The 21,148-nt window shown below is 70.6% G+C and carries 20 protein-coding genes and 2 tRNA genes; 12 read left to right on the forward strand and 10 right to left on the reverse strand.

The genetic code is table 11. The features are described 5' to 3' along the window. Positions 1-603 carry a helix-turn-helix domain-containing protein gene (locus HAV40_RS15980; RefSeq protein ID WP_166381868.1) on the reverse strand — a complete coding sequence of 201 codons (603 nt, stop codon included), beginning with the start codon at positions 601-603 and terminating at the stop codon, positions 1-3. Between the two features lie 192 nt (positions 604-795). Between HAV40_RS15980 and HAV40_RS15985 the strand changes: the two genes are divergently transcribed. Both HAV40_RS15985 and HAV40_RS15990 read left to right on the forward strand, forming a co-directional pair. Continuing rightward, on the forward strand, positions 796-1,731 hold the full coding sequence (locus HAV40_RS15985; RefSeq protein ID WP_166381870.1) for a helix-turn-helix domain-containing protein: 936 nt from the start codon (positions 796-798) through the stop codon (positions 1,729-1,731). Between the two features lie 178 nt (positions 1,732-1,909). Continuing rightward, positions 1,910-2,158: a hypothetical protein gene (locus HAV40_RS15990; RefSeq protein ID WP_166381872.1), complete on the forward strand. Its 249-nt coding sequence runs from the start codon at positions 1,910-1,912 to the stop codon at positions 2,156-2,158. A gap of 98 nt (positions 2,159-2,256) precedes the next feature. Here the strand turns inward: HAV40_RS15990 and HAV40_RS15995 are convergent, their stop codons facing one another. Beyond that, entirely contained in the window at positions 2,257-2,517 is a 261-nt protein-coding gene (locus tag HAV40_RS15995) for a mycoredoxin (RefSeq protein ID WP_166381874.1), read from the reverse strand. 83 nt (positions 2,518-2,600) lie between these two features. On the opposite strand from HAV40_RS15995, the gene HAV40_RS16000 reads away from it, so the two are divergent. The 3 genes from HAV40_RS16000 (at position 2,601) to HAV40_RS16010 (ending at position 5,732) form a co-directional block, all read left to right on the forward strand. Next, entirely contained in the window at positions 2,601-4,778 is a 2,178-nt protein-coding gene (locus HAV40_RS16000) for an ATP-dependent DNA helicase UvrD2 (protein ID WP_166381876.1), read from the forward strand. Between the two features lie 128 nt (positions 4,779-4,906). Continuing rightward, positions 4,907-5,251, forward strand: a complete 345-nt coding sequence (locus HAV40_RS16005) for a hypothetical protein (protein WP_166381878.1) — start codon at positions 4,907-4,909, stop codon at positions 5,249-5,251. Between the two features lie 121 nt (positions 5,252-5,372). After that, positions 5,373-5,732 (forward strand): WhiB family transcriptional regulator, encoded by a 360-nt coding sequence (locus HAV40_RS16010; RefSeq protein WP_120318150.1) that lies wholly within the window; start codon positions 5,373-5,375, stop codon positions 5,730-5,732. A 282-nt stretch (positions 5,733-6,014) separates the two neighbouring features. Here HAV40_RS16010 and HAV40_RS16015 read toward each other — a convergent pair whose 3' ends face one another. The 3 genes from HAV40_RS16015 to HAV40_RS16025 form a co-directional block, all read right to left on the reverse strand. Beyond that, positions 6,015-7,349 carry an ABC1 kinase family protein gene (locus tag HAV40_RS16015; RefSeq protein ID WP_166381880.1) on the reverse strand — a complete coding sequence of 445 codons (1,335 nt, stop codon included), beginning with the start codon at positions 7,347-7,349 and terminating at the stop codon, positions 6,015-6,017. A 66-nt stretch (positions 7,350-7,415) separates the two neighbouring features. Beyond that, the gene (locus HAV40_RS16020; RefSeq protein ID WP_166381882.1) at positions 7,416-8,420 is read right to left on the reverse strand and encodes a hypothetical protein; all 1,005 of its coding nucleotides are present in this window, start codon (positions 8,418-8,420) and stop codon (positions 7,416-7,418) included. A 174-nt stretch (positions 8,421-8,594) separates the two neighbouring features. Further along, on the reverse strand, positions 8,595-8,750 hold the full coding sequence (locus HAV40_RS16025) for a DUF5679 domain-containing protein (protein ID WP_166381884.1): 156 nt from the start codon (positions 8,748-8,750) through the stop codon (positions 8,595-8,597). Positions 8,751-9,112: 362 nt separating this feature from the next. Between HAV40_RS16025 and HAV40_RS16030 the strand changes: the two genes are divergently transcribed. Next, positions 9,113-9,640, forward strand: coding sequence for a M48 metallopeptidase family protein (locus HAV40_RS16030; protein ID WP_166381886.1), 528 nt, complete (start codon positions 9,113-9,115; stop codon positions 9,638-9,640). A gap of 161 nt (positions 9,641-9,801) precedes the next feature. On the opposite strand, the gene HAV40_RS16035 is transcribed toward HAV40_RS16030, so the two are convergent. After that, positions 9,802-11,091 carry a zinc-dependent metalloprotease gene (locus HAV40_RS16035; protein WP_203671526.1) on the reverse strand — a complete coding sequence of 430 codons (1,290 nt, stop codon included), beginning with the start codon at positions 11,089-11,091 and terminating at the stop codon, positions 9,802-9,804. 108 nt (positions 11,092-11,199) lie between these two features. Here HAV40_RS16035 and HAV40_RS16040 point away from each other — a divergent pair, with 108 nt between their 5' ends. The 4 genes from HAV40_RS16040 to HAV40_RS16055 all read left to right on the forward strand — a co-directional run bounded on the left by HAV40_RS16040 (position 11,200) and on the right by HAV40_RS16055 (position 16,010). Then, positions 11,200-12,273, forward strand: coding sequence for a YlbL family protein (locus tag HAV40_RS16040; protein WP_166381890.1), 1,074 nt, complete (start codon positions 11,200-11,202; stop codon positions 12,271-12,273). 176 nt (positions 12,274-12,449) lie between these two features. Further along, the gene (locus HAV40_RS16045) at positions 12,450-15,347 is read left to right on the forward strand and encodes a UPF0182 family membrane protein (protein ID WP_166381892.1); all 2,898 of its coding nucleotides are present in this window, start codon (positions 12,450-12,452) and stop codon (positions 15,345-15,347) included. Positions 15,348-15,447: 100 nt separating this feature from the next. Next, positions 15,448-15,521: transfer RNA gene (locus HAV40_RS16050), tRNA-Met, on the forward strand. 21 nt (positions 15,522-15,542) lie between these two features. Further along, positions 15,543-16,010, forward strand: a complete 468-nt coding sequence (locus HAV40_RS16055) for a helix-turn-helix domain-containing protein (RefSeq protein WP_166381894.1) — start codon at positions 15,543-15,545, stop codon at positions 16,008-16,010. Between the two features lie 80 nt (positions 16,011-16,090). On the opposite strand, the gene HAV40_RS16060 is transcribed toward HAV40_RS16055, so the two are convergent. Next, positions 16,091-17,584 (reverse strand): cellulose binding domain-containing protein, encoded by a 1,494-nt coding sequence (locus HAV40_RS16060; RefSeq protein ID WP_166381896.1) that lies wholly within the window; start codon positions 17,582-17,584, stop codon positions 16,091-16,093. A gap of 147 nt (positions 17,585-17,731) precedes the next feature. Between HAV40_RS16060 and HAV40_RS16065 the strand changes: the two genes are divergently transcribed. Beyond that, positions 17,732-17,808 (forward strand) — tRNA-Met (locus HAV40_RS16065). A 63-nt stretch (positions 17,809-17,871) separates the two neighbouring features. Here HAV40_RS16065 and HAV40_RS16070 read toward each other — a convergent pair. The 3 genes from HAV40_RS16070 to HAV40_RS16080 all read right to left on the reverse strand — a co-directional run bounded on the left by HAV40_RS16070 (position 17,872) and on the right by HAV40_RS16080 (position 20,637). Then, complete coding sequence (locus HAV40_RS16070) at positions 17,872-19,359, reverse strand: S1 family peptidase (protein ID WP_166381898.1); 1,488 nt, start codon at positions 19,357-19,359, stop codon at positions 17,872-17,874. Between the two features lie 51 nt (positions 19,360-19,410). Further along, a complete protein-coding gene (locus HAV40_RS16075; protein WP_166381900.1) occupies positions 19,411-20,388 on the reverse strand; it encodes a LysR family transcriptional regulator in 978 nt (325 codons plus the stop codon). Positions 20,389-20,457: 69 nt separating this feature from the next. Further along, a complete protein-coding gene (locus tag HAV40_RS16080) occupies positions 20,458-20,637 on the reverse strand; it encodes an RNA polymerase sigma factor (protein WP_166381902.1) in 180 nt (59 codons plus the stop codon). Between the two features lie 96 nt (positions 20,638-20,733). Here HAV40_RS16080 and HAV40_RS16085 point away from each other — a divergent pair, with 96 nt between their 5' ends. Continuing rightward, complete coding sequence (locus HAV40_RS16085) at positions 20,734-21,105, forward strand: iron chaperone (protein ID WP_166381904.1); 372 nt, start codon at positions 20,734-20,736, stop codon at positions 21,103-21,105. Positions 21,106-21,148 lie beyond the last annotated feature (43 nt).

Consider the following 21,148-nt stretch of genomic DNA (forward strand, 5'->3'; position numbering starts at 1 on the left):
TCAGGCCTCCGGGGATGGTGGGCGGGGGGTGGGTTCGGGCTCGGGGTGGGCCCAGCCGACCATGCGGACCGGGCGGGAGCCCGCTGGCCGACTGGCCGGATCGGTGATGCGCCCGTTGTGCCGGGTCAGCACCGCCACCAGCTCGTCCTCCAGCGCCTTGAGCTCGTCGGCGGTGAGCCAGTTGACGTTCTGGACGCTGAAGGCGGCGTGCCGCCAGGTGGTGTCGTCGGTCTGCCGCTGCTCGTCCCAGCGGTTGCGCGCGGCCAGCTCCTGGGCGAGCAGCGTCGCGTTCAGCTCGCTGCCCGCCTGCATCAGCTCCGGCGGCTCGTCCGCCCCGCCCCACCGGTTGCCCATCGGCACCCAGCGCCAGGGCCGGTTGCGCCCCACTCCGCCCTCGGCCTCCTCGATGAACCCGAACTTCGCGAGCTGCCGCAGGTGCCACGAGCAGTTCGCCGCCGACTCCCCGATCCGGTCGGCCAGCTGCGTGGCGGTCGCCGGTCCGTGCAGCCCGAGCTCGTTGATCAGCCGTAGCCGCACCGGGTGGGCCATCGCCCGCAGCATCCGCGGATCGGTGATGTCCCGCATGGGTAGCCTGTCAGTCACATGAAAAGGATGCTTTCAAAAGAGTTCTTTTGTCAACCGGTGTAGTGAAGAGGGCGGCGTCTGCACCGGCCGTCCGCTCTCGGTGGCATCCCGGCGCTGCGACGGTGATCGGGAGAGTGAAAGGCGTGTCGGTGCCGGGGCGGGAGAGGTGGCGCGGCTTAGCCTGGGGGCTGGTCACCGACGGAGGTCCCCTTGCCGCGAGGATCCAGCCCGATCGTCCGCCGCCAGCGCCTCGGCGTGGAGCTGCGCCGCCTGCGGGAGACCGCCGGTCTCACCGGTGAGCAGGTCGTCGACCAGGTGGGCTGGGCGGCCAAGTCGAAGCTGTCGCGATTGGAGAACGGGCGCAGCCGCCCGGACCTCGCCGACGTGCTGGACCTGCTCGACCTCTACCGGGTGCGCGGCCGGGACCGCGATCAGCTGGTCGCGATCGCGCGCGACGCCGGCAACACGCGGGGCTGGCTGCGCGCCTATCCGGTGATGACCCAGCGGCAGCGCGGTTACGCCGAACTGGAGGCGGGCAGCGCCCGCATCAGGGAGTACGGCCTGGCGATGGTCCCCGGCCTGCTGCAGACGCCGGAGTACGCGCGGGCCCGCATCCTGTCCTCCCGCCCACTGTCCAAGGCGGCGACGCCGTCGGCGGGGGTGCCCGCCCCGCGGCCGAGCCCGGCGGCGGGGCCGGTCACCGAACTGCCCGCGCCGCAGGAGCCGGACACCGAGGTGGCGGCGCGGCTGGCTCGCCAGACGATCCTGACCCGGATCCCGGATCCGCCCCGCTACGAGGCGATCCTCGACGAACAGGCGCTGCTGGGCCGGGGCGCGCCGGACGACGTGCGTGACGGGCAGCTCGCGCATCTCGCGGCGCTCACTCAGCTACCGAACGTGACGATCAGAGTACTGCTGCGCGCGGCGACGGTCGGGCATCACTTCATACCGCATACGGGATTTTCCATCTATCACTTTCCCGACCCTGGCGACCCGGAGACGGTGGCCGTCGAAACGCTCGCCCGTGAGCTGGTGCTCACCGACCGCAACAGCGTCGAGCGATACGCATGCGTCTTCGGGTGGCTCGGCGAGGCGGCACTGGACCCGGCGCGGTCGCGAGCGTGGATAACCGCCCGGATCAGCTGATCTCCCCCGGAAGAAAACTACGCTCCGTCACCCGTTCGGGCGGTGCTGCCCGCCGATCGTCGCGTCTTGCTTGATTCCAGCTGGGGAAATGCACAAGCATGGCATCAGCCGAATGTGGAACTTCCACCCATGGACTCCACAGTCGACCTCCGCCCGGCAGGCAGTGACGGAGCAGCGCATGCGGTACCTGATCGTTCGCACCGAGGTACGACCTTTCGCGCCCGAGGACGTGCACGCGTCTTTCCATGACGAGGAGCCGTTGCGCGACGAGACCGCCAGCCCTGAGCAGCGCCGCCAGGTGGCGGAGGCGGACAGCCTCGACGCCGCGCTCCAGCTCGCCCGCGCCCTGGCCTCGGTCGGCGCCGTCCGCTCCGGCCGCCAGCGCGTCAAAGTGGTCCGCCTCGACGCCCCCCGCTGGCCGAGCTGACCGTCCCTGAAACGCGAAGATCGCCGTTTCGGGTCAGAACCTTTGGTTAGACCCGAGGTTCTGACCCGAAACGGCGATCTTGGAAGTGCGGAGGAGTCTCAGGCCGGGTCGGCGGCGGTTGCGGCGAGCGCGGCGAGGTGGGCCTTGACCTGGACGATGCTGGGGTTGGTGAGAGCGCTGTTGTCGGCGAAGCGCAGCGTGGGGACGGTCTGGTTGCCGCCGTTCACGCCCATCACGAAGTCCGCCGCGTTCGGGTCCTGCTCGATGTCGATCACCGTGTAGGCGATGCCCTCACGGTCGAGCTGGCTGCGCAGCCGGTGGCAGTAACCACACCACGTGGTCGAGTACATGGTCAGCATGGGGATCCTCGGGTCGGGGGAGCGGGGGCTCCGGGGGACTCTAACGGTGGCAACATCAACGACACCTGGGATGATTCCCTGTTGTGACCCGAGACGCTGCCCCCGACACGGCCCGAAAGGTAGTCGCCGGACTGGACGAGGAGCAGGCGGCGGCGGTCACCGCGCCGCCGGGGCCGGTGTGCATCCTGGCCGGGGCGGGCACCGGCAAGACCCGCGCGATCACCCACCGGATCGCGCACCGTGTGGTCACCGGGCAGGTCCAGGCCAAGCATGTGCTCGCCGTCACGTTCACCGCGCGGGCCGCGGCCCAGCTGCGTGAACGGCTGGCCGGGCTCGACGCGCACGGGGTGCAGGCCCGTACGTTCCACGCCGCCGCCCTGCGCCAGCTGCGCTTCTTCGCGCCCCGGCTGCTGCGCGGGCGGGAGATGCCCGAACTCGTCGAGAGCAAGGCGCGGCTGATCGTGCTCGCCTCGGCACGGGCCGGGGTGCGGGCCGACCGCACCGGCGCGCGTGACCTCGCCGCCGAGATCGAGTGGTCCAAGTCGTCGCTGGTCGAGCCCGGCGAGTACGTCGTCGCGGCGGCCAAGGCCGGGCGGGAGACCCCGCTGGACGCGGCCCAGGTCGCCGCCGTCTACACGGCGTACGAGCAGGTCAAGCGGCAGCAGGGCGTGATCGACTTCGAGGATCTGCTGCGCGCGATGTGCTGGGGGATCGAGGAGCACGCCGACGTCGCCGAGCAGATCCGCGCGCAATACCGGCACTTCGTCGTCGACGAGTACCAGGACGTGAACCCGCTCCAGCAGCGGCTGCTGGAAGCCTGGCTGGGCGGCCGCAAGGACCTGACCGTGGTCGGCGACGCGGCGCAGACGATCTACTCGTTCACCGGCGCGACCTCGTCGTACCTGGTCGACTTCGCGCGTACGCACCGCAACGCGACCGTGGTCCGGCTGGTCCGCGACTACCGCTCCACCCCGCAGGTGGTCGGCCTGGCCAACGCGGTCATCCGGCAGGCCAAGGGCAGCGAGGCCCGGCTGCGGCTGGACCTGGTCGGGCAGCGCCCGGCCGGCCCGGAGCCCGACGCGCGGGTCTTCGCCGACGAGCACAACGAGGCGGTCGGGGTGGCCCGGCGGTGCGCCGACCTGATCGCCGCGGGCACCCCGGCCTCGGAGATCGCGGTGCTGTTCCGCGCCAACGCCCAGTCCGAGACGTACGAGGAGGCCCTGGCCGACGCCGGGGTGCCGTACGTGCTGCGCGGCGGGGAGCGCTTCTTCGAGCGGGCCGAGATCCGCCAGGCGATGGTGTCGCTGCGCTCGGCGTCGCGGGCCGACGGCGGCGACGATCTCGTCGCCACGGTCAGCGCGGTGCTGGTCGGACTGGGCTGGCAGCCCGAGCGGCCGCCGTCGGGCGGTGCCGCGCGGGAGCGCTGGGAGGCCCTGGCCGCGCTGGTACGCCTGGCCGCCGAGTTCCGCCCCGAACCCGGCGCCGAGGAAGGGCTCGCCGGGTTCACCGCCGAACTGGGACGGCGGGCCCACGCCCAGCACGCGCCGACCGTGGCCGGGGTGACCCTGGCCAGCCTGCATTCGGCCAAGGGCCTGGAGTGGGACGCGGTGTTCCTGGTCGGGCTCGCCGAGGGCACCATGCCCACCGCGTACGCCCGCAGCGCCGAGGCGCTGGAGGAGGAGCGGCGGCTGCTGTACGTCGGTATCACCCGGGCCCGGCGGATGCTGTGGCTCAGCTACGGCGAGGCGCGCTCGCACGGTGGCCGGGCCCGGCGGCCGTGCCGGTTCCTGCAGGGGGTTCCCGGACTGGCGCCCTTCGGTGGTCAGGCCGCCGCTCCCCGGGCCGAACGACCGGGGCCGGGTGCCCCGCGGGCGCCGCGCAAGACCGTGATCGTGAGCTGCCGGGTGTGCGGGGCGACGCTGCTCGCCGGGCCGGAACGCAAACTCGGCCGGTGCGCGGGCTGCCCGTCCTCGCTGGACGAGGAGCTGTTCGAGCGGCTCGGCGACTGGCGGGCCCGGGTCGCCGCGGCGGCGAGGATCCCGGCGTACGTCGTCTTCACCGACGCGACGCTGACCGCGCTCGCCGAGCGTCAGCCATCTGACAGGGCCGGACTCGTGGAGATCGCCGGCATCGGCCCGCGCAAGCTGGAGCTGTATGGCGAGGCAGTTCTCGCCCTGTTGAAGGGCGCGTCGGTGGCGGATTTGCTGCCTGAACAACCGACTTCAGAAGATCTTCAAAAAGATTTGGCAACAGAGCCGTAAAACCGTTTGCGCGCTCCCGCCCGGGAGGCATAACCTTCGGTCACACCTCCAAGAGCGCACATCAGTGCTGCTCCTGGCTGGTGATTCACGTTCTGCACCGACGAGGGCAAGTAAAGGAGGCGAGTCCCATGGAGATCACGTTCATCACCCCGAACGCTGTCGTGCCGGCGCTCGCCGCTGCCCGCGTTCAGTCAGTCACCGTGTCGCCGACTGCCCTGCAATTGGCACCCGTCTGCCACGCCACGCGTGGCGCAGCGGGCGCACTGGGTCAGCCGACCGTCACCGGTCTGCCGGTGGCCGGGCTGCCGGTCCTGCGTCAGCCGAGCTGGAACCCGAACCCGATCAAGGTGGCCCCCATCGGAGCCACCGAGCCGAAGAACAGCACCACCCTGGCCTACCGGAACCAGGAGTCCTCGGGCATGAAGCTCGATGGATTCAGCGGGCTCCCACCTCGAGGTAAACCAAAGGTCTAAACCAGACCATCGGCTCACCTCGAGGCCGCGGAACCCGTACACCGGGATCCGCGGCCTTAGTTATTTCCACCCCCATGGAAAGCGATCCACGAGATCGAGATGAAAGGAAGGTGACCGGAAGATGAGTCTGGCGTTGGCCCCAGTCCTCGACTTCAGTGTCGAGCTGGGTGCGGAGCTGCCCTGCCGGAAGTTCGACCCGGACCTGTGGTTCTCGGACGCTCCCGCGGAGCTTGAGCTGGCCAAGTCGCTGTGCGGCGAGTGCCCGCTCAAGGTCGAGTGCCTCTCCGGGGCACTGGAGCGCGAGGAGCCCTGGGGCGTCTGGGGCGGCGAGATCTTCGAGCGTGGTGCGGTCGTGGCGCGCAAGCGTCCGCGTGGCCGGCCCCGCAAGGACGACCTCGCTCGTGAGGCGGCCCTGGTGGCCGAGACCGAGGCGCGTGTCGCCGCGGTCACCGCTCGCGAGTCGGTCCGGCTCGCTGCCTGAGCAGCAACTCCGCATCACCCAATCCAGCCGCCTGCCGGCTAAGTCACTACGACAGCATCGGAGAGAAGCAATGAGAAACGCCATCAGTGACATCTATATGATCCATGAAGCTATGAGCCGGGCTCGAATGCTTGAGCCTCAGAACATCCCCTCTGAGGCTTCCCGTTCCGCCCGTCAGATCATGGTCGCCGCGCGTCGGCACGCACGTGAGCTGTCGCAGCGATAAGTGAATCAATACGGATGCCCGCCGGTTCTACCGGCGGGCATCCGTGTTTCTGCAGGTCAGTCTGTCGGATCCGCGAAGCCGGGCAGCCAGCGCTCCAGGATCGCGCGGTAGTGCGCCTTGGCCTCGAGCTGGCACAGCACCCCGATGGAGCCCAGCGTCACCCGGTGGATCATCAGGTAGGACGGCGGCAGGTTCAACTGCCGACCCAGGGTGTACGCCGGACTGCGCGGGCTGGCCAGCCGGGCCGCCTCCTCACGCAGCCAGGCCCGGGTGAACCGGAACTCGTCGACGGCCAGCGGCTCCAGCATCGGCCGCACGTAGTCGAGCACGGCCTGCGCGTCGATGTCGGCGTTGGGGCGTACGAAACCCTCGCCCTGCAGGCCCTTGAGCACCTCGTCGGCCCGCCCGGCCAGGGCCAGCCGGGTGATCCGGCCGACCGGCTCAGGCAGGCCCTGGGGCAGGCGCGCGACCGCGCCGAAGTCGATGACGGCCAGCCGGTCGTCGGGCAGCAGCCGGTAGTTGCCCGGATGCGGGTCGGCGTGCAGCAGCCCCGCCCGCTCGGGGGCCGAGAAGTGCAGCGTGGCCATGAGCGCCCCGGCGCGGTCGCGCTGCGCCACCGTGCCACTTCCGATGATCTTCGAGAGCGGGGTGCCCTCCACCCACTCGGTGACCAGCACCCGTGGCGCGGCAGCCAGCACCTGCGGCACCAGGATCTCCTCGTCGCCCGCGTACGCCGCCGCGAACGCCCGCTGGCTGGCCGCCTCCAGTTCGTAGTCCAGCTCCTCGACGACCCGCGCGCGCAGCTCGGTGACCAGCGGCTTCACGTCCAGCCCCGGCTGGATCACCTTGAACAGCCCGGCCAGGCGGGACAGCTGGGTCAGGTCGGCGATCAGCGCGTCGCCAGCACCCGGGTACTGGATCTTCACGGCGACCGGGACGCCCGTGCGCTTGCGCGGCACCTTCCACACGGCCTTGTGCACCTGTCCGATGCTGGCCGCGGCGGCGGGAACGTCGTCGAACTCGCGGAACAGCGTCCGCCAGTCGCTGCCCAGCTGCTCGGCCAGCACCTTGTGCACGGTGGCCGCGGGCAGCGGCGGAGCCGCCTCCTGGAGCTTGGTCAGGGCCTCCCGGTAGGGCTCAGCCAGCGCGTCGGGCAGCGCCGCCTCGAACACGCTCAGCGCCTGCCCGAGCTTCATCGCGCCGCCCTTGAGCTGACCCAGCACGCTGAACAGCTGCTCGGCCGTACGCTCCTGGATCTCGGCGGAGATCACGTCGGTGGCCATACCGGTGACCCGCTTGCCGAACCCGAGCACGGTCCGCCCGGCGAAGCCCAGGGGGAGCGATGCCAGCTTGGCGGTGCGGGAGACGGCGCGGCGCGGGATGTCGGTCACCGTGCCATTGTTGCCGACCGCGCGGATTTCGGCCCGTTCCGGCAGGTGAAGACCCTGTGGAGATCGTCAGCCGCGCCGCCGCCGGGCGCAGTCGCAGGACGGGTGGGGTGACCAGGTGCGCCGTCGCCAGGGCAGCACACCGTCGATCTCCACCGTCGTGCCGATCGTGGTCGGCTCAGCCCCGTCGAGGTAGGCCAGCACCTCGGCGGCCGCGAAACCGGCGGCGGTGAGCCGGGTCGCCGCGGAGCACGGGTCGCCGCCGGGCGGGGCCTGGGCGAGCTGGGCCACCAGCCGGGGCCAGGACGGATCCCGGTCGGTGCGGTGCAGATCGAGGCAGTGCAGGCAGGGCCCGCCGGTCACCGGCACCAGCGGCCCGACCACGGCGACCCCGTCGCGTACGGTCAGCGCCAGGTGGGGCACCCTGCGCCGGGTTCCGCGGGTGGACACCGCATACCCCACCTGCACCCGGAACGTGGCGTCAGTGGCCCGCAGGGTGGCCGCGTGGGGTCGGCTGCCGCGTGTGCCGTCCCCCGCCGCTTCCGTGCTGGACGGGCCCTGCAGGACGGCCGCCGCGCCGGGCGCGGTGACCGTGCCGACCTTGCCTACCCCCGCGTCGAGCAGGGCAGTGGCGATCAGACGGGAGGTGGCGCCCGATCCCGCGACGATCACTCGGGCCTGCCCCCGCCGCTGGAGCACCCTGGCCGGGCTGCCGGGGCTCTCGCGGCGCAGGGCGAGCGCCGCGGCCTCGTCGGCGAGCCGGGCACGGTGCTCGGCGGGCAGTGCCGCGGGCATCAGCGTGTGGGCGGGCAGCACCAATCCGCGCTCGGCCAGCGCGGTGAGCACCTCGCGTACGTCCTCGGCGGGCATGCCGAGCCGGGCCATCTCGGTCAGCAGCACCCGCTCGGTGCGCGAGCCGTCGAGCAGTTCGAGCAGCCGGGCCGCGGACCGGTGGGACAGCTCCAGCACGACCGCGTGTTCGGGGTCGGTGCCGAGCTGGACGGTGTGGCGGTCGCGCCACATCGGGCGCAGGCCCGGCAGCAGGGCCGGGCGGGACATCGGGGAGCGGCTCACAGCGGTCAGGCTGTCAGCGCCGAGAGGGCCCGGCTGCGGTTATCCACAGCCCGTCCCCCGTGATCAAGAGGTTTTCCACAGTCCTGACCTGGGTTATCCACAGATCTTGGGGAAGATTGTCGGGAAAGCGACAGGAGCCCGCAGTGTCTGCGGGCTCCTGTCTCGCGTTGTTCCTCAGGCCTTGCCGAGAATGCGGTTAACGGTCGTACCGCAGACGGGGCAGGGCCCCTTTGCCATCCGCATGCCAGTCTTGGAAATTTCCACCTTGCCGGTGAAATCGCGCTTTTCCTTGCACTTCACGCAGTAGCCGTTGTACTTCTCTTCGGCCACGGTTCCTCCTCATGATCCACGGTGACTCGTCCCGGCGGCTTGCGCTGTGACGGTCGAAGTCTGCCTGTCCGAATCGATCTGAGTAGTCAGGTTACGCGGGACACGCCGTAGTCATCACGCTTGTAGAAAATGAGGCATTTTCGTAAAGTCGCCTGCGCATTGAGCAATGTCCCTTATGCGAATGCGTGGTGCGGGTCACGGTCAGAAGAATTTTCTTGGCGAAGACCACTTATCCCGGCAAATCTGGCGATGATCACAAGATTGACTCTTGCGCCCCCCTGGCACCCGGCCGCTAGCGTCCATCCCGTGAGTAACGACCCCCTGGTTACCCCCGGGTGCCCCCTGGTCTGCGCCGGTCGCTAATGGCCGCCGCACGCAAACCCGTGGTAGAGGTCCGGCGCAGTGAGCGCCGGCGGCGGACGGTGTCCGCCTACCGCGAGGGGGAGCGGGTCGTGGTGCTCATCCCCAGCCAGTTCTCCCGGGCCGAGGAGAGCGAATGGGTCAGCAAGATGCTCGCCCGGCTCGCCGCCCGCGATCAGCGCAGCCAGCGCAGCGACGCCGACCTCGAAACCCGCGCCCGCCAGCTCGCCTGCCGCTACCTGCCCGAGTTCGGCGCGGTCGCGATACCCGCCACGGTGCGCTGGGTCGGCAACCAGAACGGCCGCTGGGGCTCCTGCACCCCCGCCGACCGCACCATCCGGCTGTCCGAGCGGGTACGCGACATGCCGTCCTGGGTCAGCGACTACGTGCTGCTCCACGAACTGGTCCACCTGATCGTGCCCAGCCACAACGCCCGCTTCTGGGCCCTGGTCGGCCGCTACCCCCGCACCGAACGCGCCCGCGGCTACCTTGAGGGCATCGCCGCCGCCGAACACGCCCGCGCCGAATAACCCGCCGCCGGCCGCGTCCAGCCCCGCTCCGCTCCGCGCTTTTAATAGACGCTGGCCTATCACATCGAGAATTTGTAGATCAAATTCGATGTAATAGGCCAGCGTCTATGGAAGGAGTCGGAGGGTGAGGCGCGGGTCGTGCGGCGTCGGCGCGGCCTGGGTCAGTCCTGCTGCGGGTCGGGGTCGGCCTCGCCGTCGGGTTTGGGCGGGGTCGGGTCGTGGCTGGGGAGGTCGTCGAGGCCGCTGAGGTCGAGGACCGTGGTGTCGGCGGCGGCCGCGTAGGCGGCCGGGTCGGCGAAGTCCTCGTCGTCGGGCAGCAGGTCGGGGTGGTCCCACAGGGCGTCGCGGCCGGACACGCCGCGGTGCTCGGTCAGTGCCGCCCACAGGGCCGCTGCCTCGCGCAGGCGGCGGGGGCGCAGTTCCAGGCCGACGAGCGCGGCGAACGTCTGCTCGGCGGGACCCCCGGCCGCGCGGCGGCGGCGGAACGTCTCGGAGAGGCGTACGACGTTGGGCAGCCGGTTGCCCGCGGCCTGCTCGACCACGTGCGTGACCCAGCCTTCGACCAGGGCGAGCACGGTCTCCAGGCGGCGCAGGGCGGCCTGCTGCTGCGGGCTGTCGTCGGGCGTGAAGATGCCTTCGAGCTGCAGTTCGGCCATGGACTCGGGGTCGGCGGGGTTGACCCGGCCGAGCGCCTCCTCGATGGCCTCGCGGTCCACCCGGATGCCGTTGGCGTATGCCTCGACCGCGCTGAGCACGTGCCCGCGCAGCCACGGCACGTGGCCGAACAGCCGCTGGTGGGCGGCCTCGCGCAGGGCCACGAACAGGCGCAGCTCACCGGAGTCGAGTTCGAGGCCCTCGCCGTACGCCCGGATGTTGGCGGGGACCAGGGCGGCGGTGCCGCTCGGGCCGAGCGGCAGGCCGATGTCACCGGCGGAGAGGACCTCGACGGCGAGCTTGGCCAGGGCGGTGCCGAACTGGCCGCCGAACAGCGCGCCGCCGAGGCTGCTGATCATCGCGGCCATCGGGCCGAGCTGGGCGCGGGCCTCCGGCGGGACGAGGTCGCCCATGGCGTTGACCATGCGGTCGGCGACCGGGTCGGCCAGCTTGCGCCAGACGTCCAGGGTGTTGAAGATCCACTCGTTGCGGTTCCAGGCGGCGGTGGTGAGCACGCCGCTGGGCAGGGAGGTGGCCGGATCGAGCCACAGGTCGGCCAGGCGCAGCGCCTCGTCGACCTCGCGGCGGTCGGCGGCGGACACCGCCGGGTCACCCTCGCTGTTGAGCGAGGTGGTGGCGACCTGCCGGGCGAGGTCCCAGTTGACGGGGCCGCCGCCGCTGGAGCTCATCGCCATCAGCTGCTGCAGCCCGGCGAGGAACTGCTGCATCTGCTGCGGGTCGTTGGGGTCTGGTGGTTGGCCGCCAGGAAGGGCGAACCCGAACGGGGTGTCAGGCACGCCCTCCACCGTACGCGAAGTTGAGCGCAAGTGACTCATACCCACCCCGTGATAGGGGACAAGTCAGGGTCCGGCGGGCTCGCGGACCGCTTGGATAGGCTGGCCGCCATGAGACGTCGCGGGTTGACTGTGGTGCTGGGCGCACTCCTGGCGGTGCTGCTGCTGATCGCCATCGGGCGGGTGAACGTGCCGTACGTGGTGGAGAGCGCCGGCCCGACCGTGGACACCCTGTCCGCCGTCGACGACAAGGGCGAGGTCTGCACGCCGGGGGCGCCCGGAGCGTCGCAGAGCTGCCACGACGTCATCTCGGTCAGCGGCGGCGGGACGGCCACGAAGTCCGACGGCCAGCTGCGGCTGGTCACCGTCAACGTGCAGTCGAAGACCGACCTGATCTCGGTGATCCGGGGCTGGTGGTCCGACGAGGAGGCGGTCGTGCCGTACGAGCTGCTCTACCCGCCGGACGCCAGCCGCGAGGAGATCGACCAGCAGGGCCAGGAGGACTTCAAGAACTCGCAGACCAGCGCGGAGACCGCGGCGCTGCGCGAGCTGGGCTACCCGGTGCGGATCACGGTGGAGAAGGTCGTCGAGGGCGGCGCCTCCGACGGGAAGCTGAAGCCGGGTGACGTCATCGACACCGTCGACGGCACCGCGGTCACCTCCAACGGCAAGCTGCTGGAGCTGATCCAGGCCAAGCCGGCGGGCAGCACGCTGAAGCTCGGCGTCACCCGCGACAAGGCCCCGGCCACGGTGGAGGTCACCACCAAGGCGGCCTCGGCCGAGGACAAGACGCCGCGGGTGGGCATCGAGGTCAAGACCGAGCAGCCGCACCCGTTCACGCTGAACATCAAGCTCGACGACATCGCCGGCCCTAGCGCCGGTCTGATGTTCACCCTCGGCATCATCGACAAGATCAAGCCGGAGGACCTGACCGGCGGCAAGGTCATCGCGGGTACGGGCACCATCGACGACGAGGGCAACGTCGGGCCGATCGGCGGCATCCCGCAGAAGCTGCACGGGGCCAAGGCCGCCGGGGCGAAGGTCTTCCTCACCCCCGCGGACAACTGCGCGGAGGCCAAGGCCAACGCGCTGCCCGGACTGCCGCTGGCCAAGGTGAGCACGCTGCAGGACGCGCTCGCGGCGCTGGCGACCGTACGCGCCGGCGGCACGCCGCCCACCTGCTGAGGCTCGGCTTCCTGTTAATCAGCTGAGAAAACGCGGGGTCCCGGCTGCCGGGGCCCCGCGCTGAACCGCAGGTCAGACGACTCACCACGGTTTCATAGGGCCTGCCATCAGTGCAGCGGTATTGCAAGGCAACGTAGGCTTCCACCGTGGTGACCCGATCAAGTCAACTGCCGCACATGAGCCGCCGCGGACGAGCCTGGCTCATCGTGCTGACCGGCCTGCTCATCTTCTTCGCCGTCCTGGGCTGGGTGGTCGAGGCGTGGACCGAATGGCTCTGGTTCGACGAACTGGGTGCGACCCAGGTCTTCACCGGCCAGCTCGGCACGCGGATAGGTCTGTTCGCGGTGTTCGGGCTGATCATCTGGGCCTTCCTGTTCGGCAACCTGTACCTGGCGTACAAGCTGCGCCCGTTCCTGCCGCCGACCGGGGTCGAGCAGCAGGCGCTGGAGCGCTACCGCTACCTGCTGGGCCCGCACCTGATGCGCTGGTTCGCGCTGGCCGCGGGCGCGGTCGCGTTCTTCGCCGGGCTCGCCGCGCAGGGGCACTGGCAGCAGTGGCTGCTGTTCGAGAACGCGGAGCCGTTCAACCAGAAGGACCCGCAGTTCGGCATCGACATCGGCTTCTACGTCTTCAAGCTGCCGTTCTGGCAGTACCTGCTGAACACCGGCTTCACCGTGACGGTGCTGGCGCTGATCGGCGCGCTCGGCGTGCACTACCTCTACGGCGGGGTGCGGCTGTCCGGCGCGGGTGACCGGATGACCACCGGCGCGCGGGCCCACCTGACCGGCCTGGTCGCGCTGTTCGTCAGCCTCAAGGCGGTCGCGTACGTGCTGGACCGCCGGGCGCTGCTGCTGGACACCATCTCCGGCACCGACCTGACCGGCGCGGGTTACACCGACATCCAGGCGCTGCTGCCCGCCAAGGAGATGCTGACCTACATCTCGGTCATCGTCGTCATCGCGATCCTGATCTTCTCGAACGCGGTCATGCGCAACCTGGTGTGGCCGGGCGTCGCGCTGGGCCTGCTGGCCATCTCCGCGGTCGCCATCGGCGGCATCTACCCGTGGGGCGTGCAGACGTTCCAGGTGGACCCGAGCCGCAACGTCAAGGAAGCGCCGTACATCGACCGCACCATCCAGGCCACCCGCGCGGCGTACGGGCTGGACGGCGCGACGAACACGCCGTACGCCTCGGACACGGTCGAGCCGCCCGCGTCGCTGGCGCAGGACAAGACGATCGTGCCGAACATCCGCCTGCTCGACCCGGCCGTGGTCGCCGAGACCTACACGCAGCTGTCCCAGGTGCGCAGCTTCTACCAGTTCGGCGACAAGCTCGACATCGACCGCTACACCATCGACGGCAAGACCGCCGACTACGTGGTGGGTGTCCGGGAGATCGAGTACAGCAAGCTGACCACCGCGCAGAGCAACTGGATCAACAAGCACACGGTGTACACCCACGGCTACGGCCTGGTCGCGGCCCCCGCGAACACCACCGTCTGCGCGGGACAGCCCTACTTCGTCTCCGGGTTCTTCACCGGCCAGGCGCAGGGCGCGGAGCAGGGCTGCTCGTCGGCCACCGACAAGCTGCCCGTCGAGCAGCCGCGCATCTACTACGGCGAGCGCATGGGCGAGTACGCGATCGTCGGCAAGGCCGACGGCGGCACCAGCGCCGAGTACGACCGCCCCACCGGCGACGCCACCGACGCCCGTTACACCTACACCGGCTCCGGCGGCGTCGACCTGGACTCGACCTGGCGGCGGCTGCTCTACTCGATCAAGTACGCCGAGTCGAACTTCCTGCTGGCCGACGCGGTCAACGACAACTCGAAGATCCTCTACGAGCGCGACCCGCGTACCCGCGTGCAGAAGGTGGCGCCGTTCCTCACCCTGGACGGCGACCCGTACCCGGCGGCGGTCGGCGGGCGCATCGTGTGGATCGTCGACGGCTACACGACCAGCGCGAACTACCCGTACGCGCAGCGCATCGACCTGCAGGACGCGACCAGTGACTCGCTGACCGGCGACGGCACGTTCCGGCTCGCCCGGCAGGACATCAACTACATCCGCAACTCGGTGAAGGCCACCGTCGACGCGTACGACGGCACCGTCAAGCTCTACGAGTTCGACGACAAGGACCCGATCCTCAAGGCCTGGAACAACGCCTTCGGCGGCAAGCTGATCACGGCCAAGTCGGAGATCCCGGCGGAACTGGCGCAGCACTTCCGCTACCCGGCGGACATGTTCAAGGTGCAGCGCGACCTGCTGACCCGGTTCCACGTCAACAACGCGAACGACTTCTTCAACGCGCCGGACTTCTGGGCCGTGCCCAACGACCCGGCCACCGCCGGTTCGGCCAAGCAGCCGCCGTACTACCTGCTGACCCAGCTGCCCGGCCAGACCGAGCCGCGCTTCCAGCTCACCGCCGCGGTGACCCCACGGGAACGGCAGAACCTGGCCGCGCTGATCTCCGGGTCGTACGTCGACGGCAAGCCGACACTGCAGGTGCTGGAGCTGAGCAAGGACGGCCGGATCCCCGGACCGGGCCAGGCGCAGCAGTTGATGGAGAACTTCGACGCGGCGCGCACCCAGCTCAACATCTGGGGTAACAACGTCGTCAAGGGCAACCTGCTGTCCCTGCCGTACGGCGGCGGCATGCTCTACGTCGAGCCGATCTACCTGCGCTCCAGCGGGGAGAAGGCGTACCCGCTGATGAAGAAGGTGCTGGTCAGCTACGGCGACAAGGTGGCCTTCGCGGACACCCTCACCGACGGCATCAAACAGCTGGTCGGCACCACCACCGGCACACCACCGGTGACCACGCCGAACCAGCCGCCGCCGACGACGGGTTCGCCGACGCTGGCCGCCGCCGCCGAGAAGGTCAACAAGGCCATCGACGACGTGCGGGCCGCCCAGCAGTCCGGCAACTTCGAGGCGTACGGCAAGGCGCTGGCCGCCCTGGAGGCGGCGATGAAGGAGTTCGAGCAGGCCAGCGGCACGACGACGCCGCCCCCGGCTGCCTCGCCCTCCGCACCGCCGCCCTCACCGTCGCCCTCGCCGGCCACCACCGGCTGACGATGACAGGCTGAGACGACACGGGGTGAGCGCTGAGACGGCGCTCACCCCGTGTCGATTTGCGGGTGGTGCGATCAACCGGCTATGGTTTACCTACCGACGCGGGGTGGAGCAGCTCGGTAGCTCGCTGGGCTCATAACCCAGAGGTCGCAGGTTCAAATCCTGTCCCCGCTACGAACGAAGGACCCGGCTCCGATGGAGCCGGGTCCTTCTACATGTGGCCGAGCCTTTCTGCTTGCCGATAGGGTGACCAGAGTGACCAGGGAAGACCTCATCCGGCTGCGGCAGGCCCGCGACCGGGTGGACCGCGACTACGCGCAGCCGCTGGACGTGGCCGCGCTGGCGCGCACCGCCCTGATGTCGCCGGGTCACTTCTCGCGCAGTTTCCGGGCCGCGTTCGGCGAGACGCCGCACGGCTATCTGATGACCCGCCGGATCGAGCGCGCCCAGGCCCTGCTGCGCCGGGGCGACCTGAACGTCACCGAGGTCTGCCTGGCCGTCGGGTTCACCTCGCTGGGCTCGTTCAGCAGCCGGTTCACCGAGATCGTCGGCGAGAGCCCGAGCGCCTACCGGGCCCGCGACCACTCCTGGACCGCGAACCTGCCCGGCTGTGTCGCTAAGCGCTACCTCCGCCAGGTCCGCCGGCCCAGCGTCGCGCGGTGATCGCTGTCTACGGTCAGAACCTGCGTTCAGAACGCACTTTTCGACCGTAGACAGCGATCACCGCGACGGACGCCCCGTGATCAGGGTGTGACCGCGATGTTGGTCAGGCCGGTCACGGCGTTGGTGACGGTGTTGGAGGCGTACACGACGTTGAGGTTGCCGGGGCACTTCGAGGTCGAGGTGATCCGGATCGCGTACTGGCCGATCCCGCCCAGGTTCGAGGTGTTGGAGCGCCAGATGTTGCCGCAGCCGTTCAGGAACGACGGCGTCGTCGCCGGGTTGTGCGTCTCGTACCCGTTGACGAACGTGCCCGGTGCCGCGAACGTGCCGGTGTTGTTCTCGATGAGGTAGCCGATGCCCTTGACGTCGATCCAGGAGTCGGCCGAGTTCTGCCCCGAGATGCCGCGCCCGTCGAAGGTGTTGCCCCGGATGACGCCGTCGAAGGTGCCCTCCTTGACGTCGATGTGCTCCGCGGCGACGTACGGGCCGATGCGGTTGTTGAGCACCTGCACCCGGTCGGAGCGGTCGACGCCGCCGGAGTTGCCGTGGCAGGCCCAGTTGGACCCGGCCGAGCCGAGGTAGACGCCCTCGCCGTAGCCGGGCTGCACCAGGCCGGTGTACTCGACGATCGAGTCGCGGATGACCCCGTCGGCCGACGAGCGGCGGAAGTGCACGCCCTCGTCCTCGGTGTGGTGCACGTACACGCCGCTGATCGTCACGTGGTGGGAGTTGTCGAGCACGATGCCCTTCTTCGACTCGGCCACGGTGAACCCGGTGAGGTTCCAGTAGGGCGCGTCGAACAGCCACAGGCCGTAGCCGGAGTCCCAGCCCGCGGTGGGCGCGGGGCAGGACGGCCCGGTGCCGCTCGGCCCGTCGTTGATCAGGATCGCGGTGCGCGGCCCGGTGAGCGTGATCCGCGAGCCTGCCGTGCCGGGCCGCGTGGTGGCGAACGAGCCGCGATACGTGCCGGGCGCCAGGCGGATGGTGGTGCCGGGGTTCACGCTGCCCAGCGCGCTGCTGAGCTGTGCGGCCGTGGCCACGTCGACGACCGGCCCGCCGGGCGGCGGCGACCCCGACGGCGAGGGTGACGGCGACGGCGACGGGGGAGTGGACGGTGACGGCGAGGCCGAAGGCGACGCGGAGGCTGACGGCGAGGTCGACGGAGCCGGGCCGCCCGTGCAGGACGCGCCGTTGACGGTGCAGTTGGCCGGGGTGCCGATACCGGCGGCGTTGAAGCCGAATGTCTGCGACGCGCCCGGGTTGACGGTGCCGTTCCAGTTCACGTTGGTGAAGGTGTAGCGCTGGCCGCTCTGCGTGCGCACCGCGCTCCACGACGAGCTGACCGTGGTGCCCGTGGGCAGGTCGAATACGACGGTCCAGCCCGTGGCGGGGGCGTCACCGATGTTGGTCACGGTCACGTCCGCGCCGTATCCGGTGGCCCATACGCTGACCTGGGTGACCGTGGCCCGCAGCACGGGTCCGGCGGCGTGCGCGGCGGTGCTGGTCAGGTAGGGAACCGCTGCGCCCAGCAGGGTGACGGCGGCCGTGGCGGCGACCGCGCGAAGTGTCCGCATCGACTGGCTCCTTTTCGTAAGGATTGTTTCCAGTCATCGAACACGGTGGAGCCCGTCCTGCCAAGACGACGGCGTGCGTGAATGTGGGCCGATAACCGATTGGACACGGTCGACAACGGTGACATAGTCTGTGCCAGCAACAAGCGACGCGGGGTGGAGCAGCTCGGTAGCTCGCTGGGCTCATAACCCAGAGGTCGTCAGTTCAAATCTGGCCCCCGCTACCACAGACCGGAGCCCGGTTCCTGAAACAGGAACCGGGCTCCGGTGCGTTCGGGGTCAGCCAGGCGTCACGGGTTCGTGAAGCCGAGGGCGTAGGAGCCCCCGCCGCTGTAGGCGTGCACCCGGTACCGGTAGTAGCCCGCGGTGCCCGAGTAGGTCAGCGTCTCCGCGTTGGACGCGGTCGCGCCCTGGGCCACGTTCGCCCACGCCGAGCCGTTCCACTTCTGCAGGTAGAGGTCGAAGTCCGTGCCGGACGGGCCGGCCAGGCAGCCGCGGTGGGTGCCGGAGGCGGTGGACTGGTAGTAGCTGTTGTCCGGCTGGTAGGCGCTGCCGCCGCTGGACAGCGAGCCGTTGCGGGAGAACTCGTACCCGGTGCAGCCGCTGCCGCCGGGCGGCGGGGACGACGGCGGGGTGCCGGTGCCGGTGAGCAGCGTCAGGCCGTACGCCGAAAGGATCTCGTTGACCGGCTGGAAGTAGGTCGTGCCGCCGGAGCTGCAGTTGCCGGACCCGCCCGAGGTCACGCCCTGGGCCTGGCTGCCCGCGATGAGCGAGCCGCCGGAGTCGCCCGGCTCGGCGCACACGTTGGTGCGGATCAGGCCGCTGACGGTGCCCTGCGAGTAGGTCACCGACGCGTTGCGGGCCTGGATGGTGCCGCAGTGCCAGCCGGTCGTCGAACCGGACCGGCACACCGACGCGCCGATCGCGGCGTCGGTCGAGCCGGACACCGACACGGTGCCGCCGGCGTAGTTGTTGACCAGGCCGCGCGGGGTGTTGCCGGAGTTGACCCGGACCCAGGCGTAGTCGTTGCCGGGGAAGCTGGACCCGGCGAAGGTGCCGCTGGGCTGGGTGGTCGTGGAGCCGGTGGTGCCGCAGTGGCCCGCGGTCACGAAGCCGCCGCTGACCGAGAAGCCGACCGAGCAGCGGCTGCCGCTGCCGATGTAGTACGCGTTGCCGCCGATGACGTCGATGTAGGGCACCGGGGTCTCGGTGCTCGCGTCGATCCGTACGGCGGTGGCGTCGACGCCGCTGGCCTTGACGAAGCCGGCCGCGTCCGCGCCCGTGCGGGCGAGCACGACGACCTGGTTGGCGGCGACGTCGACGTACCAGCCGGGGATGGCCTTGGGGGCCTTGGCCGCGACGGCGTCGAGCTGGGCCTTGACCGCGTCGAGCTGGGCGAGGCTGTGCGCGACCAGCTTCGGGGTGGCGCCCGCGGCGCGTACCTTGTCGGCCTGGGCCTGGCTGGTCACGCCGACGGTGAAGGTCTTCGCGTCGGCCGACAGCCACGCGCCGCCGTAGGTCGTGCCGAGCGACTTGCGCAGGGTCAGGTCGGCCTTGCCGGCCCTGGCCTCGTCGGCGAGCCGGGCCCGCACCCCGGCGGGGTCGAGTTTGAGGTCGCGGGACATGGCCTGGAGGACCTGGGGCGAGATGCCCGCCGCGGTGGCGGCGTCGGCTGCCGGGTCGGGGGCCTGTCCCGCCGCGGCCGGATACGTCAGTGCGACGGTGATACCCAGGGTGAGGGTGGCCGCCGCCGAAGCGAAGAGAAGTCTGTGGTTCATGCTCGGCAAGTTATGCGTTATATATAGTCGACGGTAGATACCGCTTGGGTCCTACCGCGATGCGATGGAAACCCGGGGACCGAACTGCGGGTTGGCCTTGCCCCACTGGAGGTACTGCGGATTGCGGGCGGCCGACTCCGCGTACGCCGCCGCCGCGTGGGCGAGCATGACGTCGGCGTATCCGGCCGCTTCGCTGCGCGGATGCCAGCCGAGCAGGTGCCGCCAGCGCAGCGGCCCGCCCGCCAGCGGCACCGTGGCGATGCCGTCCACCCGGCGGAAGGTCGCCTTGCACAGCCCGACCGCGTGCCCCGACAGCACCGCGTCGACGGCGTTGCCGATGTCCATCTCGTACATGGTGCGCGGGGTGAACCCGGCCCGCGCGCAGGCGGCCGCGAAGCAGTCGCCGAAGCAGCCGTCGCCCGGCATGCTGGCCCACTGCGCGTCGGCCAGCTCGGCCAGGTCGATCTCCCAGCGGTCAGCCAGCGGATGGCTCTCGGGCAGCATCACGAAGATGGCGTCGATGGCGATCTCCCGCCAGGTCAGCCCGTCCTCCGGGGTGCCCGGCACGGTGTCGCCGCAGACCCCGACGATGCAGAAGTCGAGCCTGCCCGCCACCGCCAGGTCGCACAGCTGGTCGGCCCAGTGCGAGGGATGGGTCAGCACCTCCACGCCGTCCTTCTCGGCGGCCAGCCGGGACATCAGCCCGCCGAGGATCGGGCCGTTGACCGCGCCGATGCGCCACTGGTTCGGCCGGACGCGGGTGCCGGTGAGCTGTGCCGCGTCCTCCTGCAGCCCGCGCATCGCGGGCAGCACCACCCGGGCGCGGGCGAGCACCAGCTCACCCAGCGCCGTCGGCGTCGCGCCGTGGCGGCCGCGCTCGAACAGCGGGCCGCCCAGCGAGCGCTCGATGCGCTGCAACTGCGCGGTGACCGCGGGCTGGGCGAGCCCGAGCAGCGAGGCCGCCTTGGTCACGCTGCCGGTGTCCGCGATCGCGCAGACCACTCTGAGGTGCCGGATCTCCAGGTTCATGGCCTCTCCCGTCAGGAGGTCGTGGCCGCGGGCGAGATCCACACATCTTAGATCGTCGATGAAATTGTGTCACGGTGGCAGCGCCGGGCCGTCGGCCAGCCGGTCCCTTCGCTGGTACGCGATGAGGAACGTGTCGGCGACGACGTCCTCGGCGACCGTCGGCCCGACCCGGCCGGCGCAGTAGCGCAGCAGCTCGGCCCCGTGTTCGTCGAACAGGCCCGCCACGTCGGACGGGCGGGGCTCGGCCATGGTGTGCAACATACTCATGACTGCCCGCACCGGGCCCCGCTGTTCCGCACCGCCGCACGCCTGCCGCGCGGGACCCGCAGGCGCGATGATGAATGAATGGCGGCCAGGTTCACCACGATCGACGACTACATCGACGCCTTCCCCACCGAGGTGCAGGACGTGCTCCAGCAGGTCCGGCGGACCATCCTGGCGGCAGCGCCCGCGCACGCCGGGCAGAGCATCAGCTACGGCATCCCCACGATCACGCTGGACGGCCGGTATCTCGTGTACTTCGCCGGCTGGAAGCACCACGTCTCGGTGTACCCGGTGCCCGACGGGGACGCGGACTTCGAGGAGGTCGTCGCGCCGTACCGGGCGGCGAAGGGCACGCTGCGCTTCCCGCTGCGCGAGCCGATCCCGTACGACGTGATCACCCGGGTCACCGCCGCCCTGGTGGCGCAGCGGGCGGGTGATCCTGGAGGTGCGTGATGCGCCCCTGGTCGTGTTGCCGTCGTCGCACCGGCATGCATGC

It is taken from the genome of Catellatospora methionotrophica (genome assembly GCF_011297335.1).
GTDB lineage: Bacteria > Actinomycetota > Actinomycetes > Mycobacteriales > Micromonosporaceae > Catellatospora > Catellatospora methionotrophica.

What these genes read in the sequence shown, in the direction of transcription:
- HAV40_RS16055 (WP_166381894.1), top strand. Translation starts at nt 15,543, where the DNA reads ATGGAGCCGGGTCCTTCTACATGTGGCCGAGCCTTTCTGCTTGCCGAT.
- HAV40_RS16045 (WP_166381892.1), top strand. Translation starts at nt 12,450, where the DNA reads ATGAGCCGCCGCGGACGAGCCTGGCTCATCGTGCTGACCGGCCTGCTC.
- HAV40_RS15995 (WP_166381874.1), bottom strand. Translation starts at nt 2,517, where the DNA reads ATGCTGACCATGTACTCGACCACGTGGTGTGGTTACTGCCACCGGCTG.
- HAV40_RS16070 (WP_166381898.1), bottom strand. Translation starts at nt 19,359, where the DNA reads ATGAACCACAGACTTCTCTTCGCTTCGGCGGCGGCCACCCTCACCCTG.
- HAV40_RS16085 (WP_166381904.1), top strand. Translation starts at nt 20,734, where the DNA reads ATGGCGGCCAGGTTCACCACGATCGACGACTACATCGACGCCTTCCCC.
- HAV40_RS16040 (WP_166381890.1), top strand. Translation starts at nt 11,200, where the DNA reads ATGAGACGTCGCGGGTTGACTGTGGTGCTGGGCGCACTCCTGGCGGTG.
- HAV40_RS16075 (WP_166381900.1), bottom strand. Translation starts at nt 20,388, where the DNA reads ATGAACCTGGAGATCCGGCACCTCAGAGTGGTCTGCGCGATCGCGGAC.
- HAV40_RS16010 (WP_120318150.1), top strand. Translation starts at nt 5,373, where the DNA reads ATGAGTCTGGCGTTGGCCCCAGTCCTCGACTTCAGTGTCGAGCTGGGT.
- HAV40_RS15990 (WP_166381872.1), top strand. Translation starts at nt 1,910, where the DNA reads ATGCGGTACCTGATCGTTCGCACCGAGGTACGACCTTTCGCGCCCGAG.
- HAV40_RS16030 (WP_166381886.1), top strand. Translation starts at nt 9,113, where the DNA reads ATGGCCGCCGCACGCAAACCCGTGGTAGAGGTCCGGCGCAGTGAGCGC.
- HAV40_RS16005 (WP_166381878.1), top strand. Translation starts at nt 4,907, where the DNA reads ATGGAGATCACGTTCATCACCCCGAACGCTGTCGTGCCGGCGCTCGCC.
- HAV40_RS16060 (WP_166381896.1), bottom strand. Translation starts at nt 17,584, where the DNA reads ATGCGGACACTTCGCGCGGTCGCCGCCACGGCCGCCGTCACCCTGCTG.
- HAV40_RS16080 (WP_166381902.1), bottom strand. Translation starts at nt 20,637, where the DNA reads ATGGCCGAGCCCCGCCCGTCCGACGTGGCGGGCCTGTTCGACGAACAC.